This window comes from Mycobacterium sp. TH-M25 (assembly GCF_057473665.1).
Genome location: NZ_JBYCLA010000598.1, coordinates 1 through 6,937, shown reverse-complemented (window position 1 = coordinate 6,937; position 6,937 = coordinate 1). Strand labels below are relative to the sequence as shown.

9 protein-coding genes and 2 pseudogenes are annotated in these 6,937 nt (G+C 67.8%); 9 read left to right on the top strand and 2 right to left on the bottom strand.

The window, feature by feature from the left end; all coding sequences use genetic code 11:
- From AC2VOU_RS19950 to AC2VOU_RS19915, 8 genes and pseudogenes are all read left to right on the top strand, one after another.
- A pseudogene (locus tag AC2VOU_RS19950) lies at positions 1-155 on the top strand (site-specific integrase); the annotation flags it as partial.
- Positions 148-564, top strand: coding sequence for an SRPBCC family protein (locus AC2VOU_RS19945; protein ID WP_486958917.1), 417 nt, complete (start codon positions 148-150; stop codon positions 562-564). The pseudogene AC2VOU_RS19950 and the gene AC2VOU_RS19945, both read left to right, overlap by 8 nt.
- An 83-nt stretch (positions 565-647) precedes the next feature.
- Positions 648-848, top strand: a complete 201-nt coding sequence (locus AC2VOU_RS19940) for an excisionase family DNA-binding protein (RefSeq protein ID WP_486958916.1) — start codon at positions 648-650, stop codon at positions 846-848.
- Positions 845-3,475: a bifunctional DNA primase/polymerase gene (locus AC2VOU_RS19935; protein WP_486958915.1), complete on the top strand. Its 2,631-nt coding sequence runs from the start codon at positions 845-847 to the stop codon at positions 3,473-3,475. Before AC2VOU_RS19940 ends, AC2VOU_RS19935 begins: the two co-directional genes overlap by 4 nt.
- Positions 3,472-3,930 (top strand): hypothetical protein, encoded by a 459-nt coding sequence (locus tag AC2VOU_RS19930; RefSeq protein ID WP_486958914.1) that lies wholly within the window; start codon positions 3,472-3,474, stop codon positions 3,928-3,930. Before AC2VOU_RS19935 ends, AC2VOU_RS19930 begins: the two co-directional genes overlap by 4 nt.
- Complete coding sequence (locus AC2VOU_RS19925) at positions 3,927-4,313, top strand: hypothetical protein (RefSeq protein ID WP_486958913.1); 387 nt, start codon at positions 3,927-3,929, stop codon at positions 4,311-4,313. Before AC2VOU_RS19930 ends, AC2VOU_RS19925 begins: the two co-directional genes overlap by 4 nt.
- Before the next feature lie 3 nt (positions 4,314-4,316).
- Entirely contained in the window at positions 4,317-4,499 is a 183-nt protein-coding gene (locus AC2VOU_RS19920) for a hypothetical protein (RefSeq protein WP_486958912.1), read from the top strand.
- Between the two features lie 39 nt (positions 4,500-4,538).
- Positions 4,539-5,219 carry a recombinase family protein gene (locus AC2VOU_RS19915; protein WP_486958911.1) on the top strand — a complete coding sequence of 227 codons (681 nt, stop codon included), beginning with the start codon at positions 4,539-4,541 and terminating at the stop codon, positions 5,217-5,219.
- A 140-nt stretch (positions 5,220-5,359) separates the two neighbouring features.
- Here AC2VOU_RS19915 and AC2VOU_RS19910 read toward each other — a convergent pair whose 3' ends face one another.
- Entirely contained in the window at positions 5,360-5,740 is a 381-nt protein-coding gene (locus tag AC2VOU_RS19910) for a hypothetical protein (RefSeq protein WP_486958910.1), read from the bottom strand.
- Positions 5,741-6,011: 271 nt separating this feature from the next.
- Between AC2VOU_RS19910 and AC2VOU_RS19905 the strand changes: the two genes are divergently transcribed.
- Positions 6,012-6,485: a phage terminase small subunit P27 family gene (locus AC2VOU_RS19905; RefSeq protein WP_486958909.1), complete on the top strand. Its 474-nt coding sequence runs from the start codon at positions 6,012-6,014 to the stop codon at positions 6,483-6,485.
- A 208-nt stretch (positions 6,486-6,693) separates the two neighbouring features.
- Here AC2VOU_RS19905 and AC2VOU_RS19900 read toward each other — a convergent pair.
- Positions 6,694-6,937: pseudogene (locus tag AC2VOU_RS19900) on the bottom strand (hypothetical protein); the annotation flags it as partial.

Here is a 6,937-nt window from a genome sequence, read left to right as displayed (position 1 = left end):
CCGCGGCCACCGGCGCTACGCTGGCTGAACTGATGGCACGGTTGGGTCATTCGACACCGCAAGCGGCCATGCGCTACCAGCACACGGCCGGTGGGCGCGACCGCGAGATCGCGGCGCTGCTCTCCCGGATCGCCGAACGGAGCACCGATGGGTGACTACCTAATTGTCTGCGGCTGCACTGGTGAGGTCGCCGCAATCGCCTTCTTGGACGACAACCGCGACAGCGGTGGCCGGGTGACGTTTCGCCCAGTGTCTGGCGCGTCGGATGCGGTGCTCGGCGCCGGTGTGGCCACTGCGCGCGATCAGGGTGCTATGTACCGCGCACTGGTCGCGGGCTACGCCGATCACGCCGTGAGCGAGGCGATCTGGCCGCGCGGTACAAGCTGGGTTGTGCGCTGCCCGCATTGTAAACGGCAGGCCCAAATCGGCGATGCGGCCGCGCTGGTCGACACGCTCGACACTGGCGAGGATTGGGCTGTCGTGCCGGCGGGTGACGACGGGCGTAAACGCTCCGTTGTGCCTCTCGGCGTGTTGTGCCGCATAATCGCGGGCGATATGGGCTAAACTCGCACCTGCGTCCGCTGGACGCGACCCGTCTCCGAGCCTCGGGTGGGCGGCATCGTAACGATGCCCGAAAGGCCCACCCAATGAACGACACAATCGCCGCGACCCGTCGTCGCTATGTGACCCCCGCACAGGCTGCCCAATATCTTGGCGTCACGGCACGCACAATTCGCCAGATGTTGGCCGACGGCCGGCTGACCGGCTACCGCAACGGCGCCAGATTCATTCGGCTTGACTTGAATGAGATCGACGCCGCGATGCGGCCGTTCGGCGCGGGCGCATGAACAGCAAAACGCCGGCCCCAAGGGACCGGCGCCTGCACGCGTCTCCGAACGCTAAGCACCAGAATACCAGCTCAGCGTCCGAGACTAAGGGCGACACCCTGCTCATTCCCGACATCAGAGCCGACGACGACAACCTGACCGCCGCCCTGAAATACGCTGCCGATGGCTGGTACGTCATTCCCGTTCGCGCCGGGACAAAAGACGCCGGCAGCGTCGTCGGGAGAGGCTGGCCGGCGCAGTCGAGTCGCGACCCGAAAATCATCACGGCCTGGTTCGCCGGAACCGATTACGGAATCGCGCTGCACTGCGGCCGATCCGGTGCCGTCGTCATCGACGTCGACAACTTCGACAAGGCGCCGGATGAGATACTGCGCGCCGTCGAAGCCGGCTGCCCGCATCAATCCAGCCGGCCGGATCAACCTCATCGCGGGCATTATCTGTTCGCCAACACCACTGGTCGGCGCGTCGGTAACAGCGTCGGAAAGCTTGGGCGCGGCTGGGGCGATGTGCGGGGCGCCAACGGCGTCATCGTCGTCGCGCCCACGCCACACCCCGGCGGCGGTTTGTATCAGTGGAAACGCACCGGCGCACTGCCGGCGCTGCCGGATTACATCGCCGACGCGCTGCCGGAGTCTCATGACGCGGAAGCTACGGCCACCGACGCCGAGGTCGAAGCCTTCCTCGACAGACATGTCGAAGCCACCCGGCCCGAGGCGTTGGTCGGACTGGTCAACACGTTGAAGGCCAAGCTGGCTTCGGGCGCGTCATGCCACGCGAGCACCCTGGGTGTTCTGACTGACGCGATGGCCGAGGCGGCGGCTGGCCTCTACGGCGCACGCACGGCCGCGCGCGAGCTGTACGAGCCGTTCCGTGACACCGCGACCACCGGCACATCCACCGGGCGCACACTGACCAGGGCCGAGGCCAAGGACGAATATCGCGGCATTCTGTCTTGGGCGGTCGGCCAGGTCGACGACGCCGGCATCGCCAAGGCGCGCGAACGGGTTGCGAGCCAATATGATCACGTCGTCGAGGCTGACGCCGAAGCGCTGGCGCCCCCACCTTTGCCTGACGATTTCTGGAACTCGCGGCCCGTTCTGCGTCACATCCGCCAATTCGCCCACGCACGCTTGGTCTCCCCGATGGCAGTGCTCGGCGAATCGCTGGCGCGGGTCGTTGCGAATACGCCACCCAACGTCGTCTTACCACCACTGGTCGGTGGGCGGGGTTCGCTCAACTTGTTTGTTGATCTGGCCGGACCGCCCGGTCATGGCAAAGACGCTGCCGGTGCTGTGGCGCGTGATGCGTTCGAGTGGGCGCAGGCCGCGCCGGTGGTGCCCGTCGGATCGGGCGAGGGCATTCCGCGGACGTTCCGACCCGTCGGCGCCGACCCGGAGGGGCCGAATCCGGTGACCGCCGCCATATTTTCGATCTCCGAACTCGATACCTGGTCCGCGCTAGCGGCACGCACCGGATCGACGCTCACGGCCACACTGCGAGCAGTCTTCGGCGGTGCCACTATCGGCTTCGCCAACGCCGGCAAGGACACCCGCACGATCGTTCCCGAGCATTCCTATCGAGCCTCCCTGGTCGCCTACGTCCAGCCGGAGCGCGCCGGCGCACTGCTCAGCGCAGCCGACGGTGGCTTTCCGCAGCGGTTCCTTTGGCTGTGGACCGGCGACCCGGACGTGCCCGACGAGTGCCCGCCGGCGCCAAAGGCACTGCCTGACCCTTCGCCGGCCTGGGTTGCGGTCGACGACGTCGATTATGTCGGCGATCAAATTCAGCTTTGCGTCCCAGACATCGCTCGCGACGAGATCATCGCCCGTCGCCGTGCGGTGCTTCGCGGTGACGCCGGTGTCGACCCGTTGGACGGGCATTCGATGTTCGTCAGGCTCAAGGTCGCGGCCGCGCTGATGCTGCTCGACTCGCGTACGGCGATGACGGCCGAAGACTGGGCGCTCGCCGGGCAACTGATGGCCGCGTCGGCAGCTACCCGGAGGGCCTGCCAGCGGGCCGTTGCTGCGCAGTTCCGGCGCAGCAACCGGGCACGCGCGCAAGCCGCTGCGGAGCGTGAGGAGGTCGGCTCAGACCGTCGATTCCAGCGCTGCCAAGAGACCCTTCTGCGCGCACTCGACAAGGCCGGCGGCGGGCTCATCGCCCGGCGAGATCTGCGGCAGAAGCTGCGATCCGATATCCGCGCGGAGTTCGGTGCGGTCATCGCCCAGCTAATCGAAGATGGCCGTGTCACCGAGGTCAAATCGGAGCGGGGGACGGCGTACACCACTCGTCCACCGCGTCCACCGTTGTCCACCGCAACTGGCCTGCGAAAATACCCAGAAAATAACGGTGGACGCGCGTCCACCGTTACGTCCACCGTTGGCGTCCCAGAGACGCGCGACCTGGGAAAATGCGCTGAGACGTCCACCAACGGTCACGCCGCTCGGAATCAGCCGTCAAGCCCCGCCAGCGCCGCGAGCACACCCGCCAGCAAACTCACACAGCCCGATCCGGCGCGTCAGTGCGTCGACTGCGGGGCCCCGCTCAAGTCGGCGCATCTTCGGTGTGGGCCGTGTCGGCAGCGCTACCTTGATTCGCCGCGCACCGGAACGGCGGCGACCCGATGAGGTTCAACACCGCTGTCTCGGTCACCCGCCGGGCCGCACTCGCCCGCGGCGAGCCGGACCCGTGGCCGACCACCCCGGCCGGCATGGGCGCGGACAGTCACGCCGCCCGCATGCGGCACCACTTCGGCTTACTGCCGCGGCGAAATCGGTGGCTGCGCTACCGCCCGTGCCCGCGGACGCTGGTCGGCAAGCGCTGCCAGTTGCGCCGCGATCGCGACTGCCTGTGCAGTCGCCACTACGACATCCTTGATCACGGGCGAGGCTGGCGTGACAGGCGCGGACAACTGGTGCACACCGCCGAGCCGTTTCATACCGACGCTGACGCGCTGGCCGCGCTGGCCGCAGACCTTCGCCCGCTCGGCGTGCGGATCGACGTCAGTGGCCAGTCGCTCTACTACCCAGGTCACGCGATTCTGCTCATGCTCCGGCCAGACGGCGATGGGGTGACGCCATGACCACCGCTATCACTTGGCTCGCCGGCCGTCTCGCGGCCCACGGCGGCGAGCCGTCGGCCAGCGTGAAGGCGGCGGGCATCGCCGCCGGCCTGAGCGTGCGGTCACTACAACGCGCAGCGGCCACGCTGGGCGTAGTGACGTTATCGCGCGGCTTCCCGCGGCACACCTTCTGGTGCCTACCCGACGCTGGCGCGACTGAAAGCCACGGTGGCGCAACTGATTCGGACCTGCAGTTATGCCGACTGTGCGGCGGACGCCTGCTCACCGCCGACGCGCAGCTCGCCGGGTTGTGCATCAAGTGTCGGAGCTACATCAATTCATTGCCGACGCCGCCGGCGCCGCCGTCGGCGCCCGCTTACGATTTGAGTCAGGACGGAGGTTGACCCGTGAGTGACAACGACGCCGACCCGCGTGAGGTCGCCGGCGCGCTGCGCCGATACCTGGCCGCGGTCGACGCCGGCGAACTAGATGCGGGACCGCTTGCGCGGGCCTACATAGCCGGCGCCGCCGATGCGTTGGACGGCCGTTTCGACCCGGCCAGCCAGCGTGAGGCAGATCACACCACCTAGTCCTGTACAGGATACGACCGTTTACTGTACAGTGAAGGCATGAGAAAGCCACGCACTGCACCCGCCGGAACTGTCGTCGCATATCTGCGAGTCTCGACAGCCGAGCAGGCGTGCAGCGGGCTCGGTATCGAGGCCCAGCGCGCAGCCGTCGCGGCCTACGCCGAGCGCAAGGGCTTGACCATCGTCGCGGAGTTCATCGACGACGGCATCAGTGCGAAATCTTTGACCGGCCGGCCTGGCGCGCTCGCAGCGCTGGACGCCGTGCGTAGCGGACAGGCAGCCGGGTTGCTGGTCTCCAAGATGGACCGCTTGAGCCGGTCGGTTGTCGACGGCGCCTCACTGATGGACGAATCGCGTACCTCCGGCTGGTCGCTGCACTTCGCCGACTTGGACGTCGACAGCAGCACGCCGAGCGGGGAAATGGCCCTGTCCACGATGATCGTCGCCTCGCAGTACGAGCGCAGGCTCATCAGCTCGCGCACCCGCGATGCCCTGGCGGCGAAGCGGGCTCGCGGCGAGCGCCTGGGGCGCCCCACGAGTCTGCCGGCCGAGGTTGTCCAGCGCATCGTTGACGCGAAAGCTGGGGGCCTGTCGCTGCGCGCCATTGCTGGCCAGCTCAACGCCGATGACGTGGCGACCGGCCACGGTGGCGCGAGCTGGCACGCTTCGACGGTCAAGGCAGTCCTCGACGGCCAGGCCGCGGCCGAGCTGGCCGCGTAGCGCACCAGGCGAAACGTCGACTTTGCGCCCTGGCTAGCCCGCTGAGCGACCAACGTAGCGCCGTAAGCCACTCACACATGGCCGCGTCCGATCGTCGCTCAGCGGACGGCCCGTCAAGCCCTCCCGACACGGGAATCGAATCAGGCGATGTCGCGCCGGTCGCACTCCCGCCGGTGTGCGTCTTCATAGGCGTCCCGGTAGGCGTCGTCGTAGGCATCTTCGGCGACATCGTGGGCGATATCGTGGGCGATCTCGTGCGCGACATCGTGGGCAGCTTCCGCAACGGCGTCGATGTCGGTTCCGATGGTGGACATGGGATCGAGAGCTGTCGCCATCAGGCCGGTGACCACGGCAGGCGCGAGCGGGTCGTCGTCAGGTGGGCGATTTCGCCCACGTGCCAAGTCCTCACGTACCGTCGACTTAGACACACCCTCAGCCGCACCGATTGCCCGCGTCGACGTGCCGTGCTTGCGGATCGGGCGCGAGAGTTGCTGCGACACATGGCAATCCGTGGTCGCCATCGGCGCGAGATTTGCTGTGCCACATGGCAATTCGCGGTCACCATCGGGCTGTTCTACAGCAAAAGGGGGGGCTTTTCCATCTGTGCAGGTCAGGCCCTCCCGACCCTTCGCTAGGGCTTCGTCAGCCAAGACAGAAAAACCGAAAATTCCCACCTTGCCGAGACCCGTTGCGGCACAGCCGTATTCGTTCTATCGACGTGAGCGCAAACCGTTGCGCGCCAACGTGTTTCGCGCCTATCCCAATACACGGCGACGCGGTATCATTGTGGCCATGGGAGCCCGAGGAAGCGGACGCCGGCCGCGGCCGAATCACCTGAAGGCCCTGGACGGCACCCGCGAGTCGCGCATCAACCGCGACGAACCGCTGCCGGCGCCTGCGCCAGACGCGGCGCCTCCGGGCGATCTGTCGCGTGAGGCGCAGCGCATTTGGAGTGCGTTGGCGCCCGGCTTGATTTCGCGTCGAGTCCTCACCGCGGATGATGTCGAGCTGTTCGCGGCCCTCTGTCGCTCGATTGCGCTGTATCGCCGATATGCAGCGGAGGTCGACGAGAAGGGTGCGCAGACGGCGGGATACAACGGTAATGCGGTGCTGGCGCCGGCTTTCCGGGCGATGAACGCCTCTCTAGATCAGGCGGTGCGCCTAGCAGCGCGATTCGGTTTGACGCCGGCCGACCGTGCCGGTCTGCGCATCGACGACCACGCCGGCGCCGGGACGCCGTTCGGCCCAGCGCGGTTGCTGGATTAGGTCTACGCGATGCCTGCCCGACAGTCCGGGCACGCCGCGCCGGCCAACATCCTCACAATCGCGGGCTCCGACTCCTCGCCGGCAAACAGGCGGCGGCACGCTGGGCAGCGGAGCATCGGGCGCTGCGCCCATTTGGGCAATCGCTTGTCTCTCATGCGCCCCATCTTGCCACCGGCCCCGCGGCAACGCGCCAGGGTCACGGCCTGCGTCACTGGCCCGCCAGCACTCCGCCGAGCACCTGCTGCAGCTCGCGCCGGATCGCCGCGTTGACGTCCTGTAGTTGGCTGGAGCACGGCAGGTTTGTTGCCGGGTCGACGCAGCCGGGGGGCGCATCGGAGCAACTTGAGCCGTCGGGGCGCTGGCACGGCGGCGCAGGGTCGGCGAACGCGGTCGGGGCGCTGATCGTCGCCGCGCCCGCGACGATGAGCGTCGCCAGCGGCAGCGCAGCGTAG

Bases quoted from the DNA above. Each gene is read 5' to 3' on its own strand.
- AC2VOU_RS19940 (WP_486958916.1), top strand. From the start codon at position 648: ATGAACGACACAATCGCCGCGACCCGTCGTCGCTATGTGACCCCCGCA.
- AC2VOU_RS19925 (WP_486958913.1), top strand. From the start codon at position 3,927: ATGACCACCGCTATCACTTGGCTCGCCGGCCGTCTCGCGGCCCACGGC.
- AC2VOU_RS19910 (WP_486958910.1), bottom strand. From the start codon at position 5,740: ATGGCGACCACGGATTGCCATGTGTCGCAGCAACTCTCGCGCCCGATC.
- AC2VOU_RS19945 (WP_486958917.1), top strand. From the start codon at position 148: ATGGGTGACTACCTAATTGTCTGCGGCTGCACTGGTGAGGTCGCCGCA.
- AC2VOU_RS19930 (WP_486958914.1), top strand. From the start codon at position 3,472: ATGAGGTTCAACACCGCTGTCTCGGTCACCCGCCGGGCCGCACTCGCC.
- AC2VOU_RS19915 (WP_486958911.1), top strand. From the start codon at position 4,539: ATGAGAAAGCCACGCACTGCACCCGCCGGAACTGTCGTCGCATATCTG.
- AC2VOU_RS19905 (WP_486958909.1), top strand. From the start codon at position 6,012: ATGGGAGCCCGAGGAAGCGGACGCCGGCCGCGGCCGAATCACCTGAAG.
- AC2VOU_RS19935 (WP_486958915.1), top strand. From the start codon at position 845: ATGAACAGCAAAACGCCGGCCCCAAGGGACCGGCGCCTGCACGCGTCT.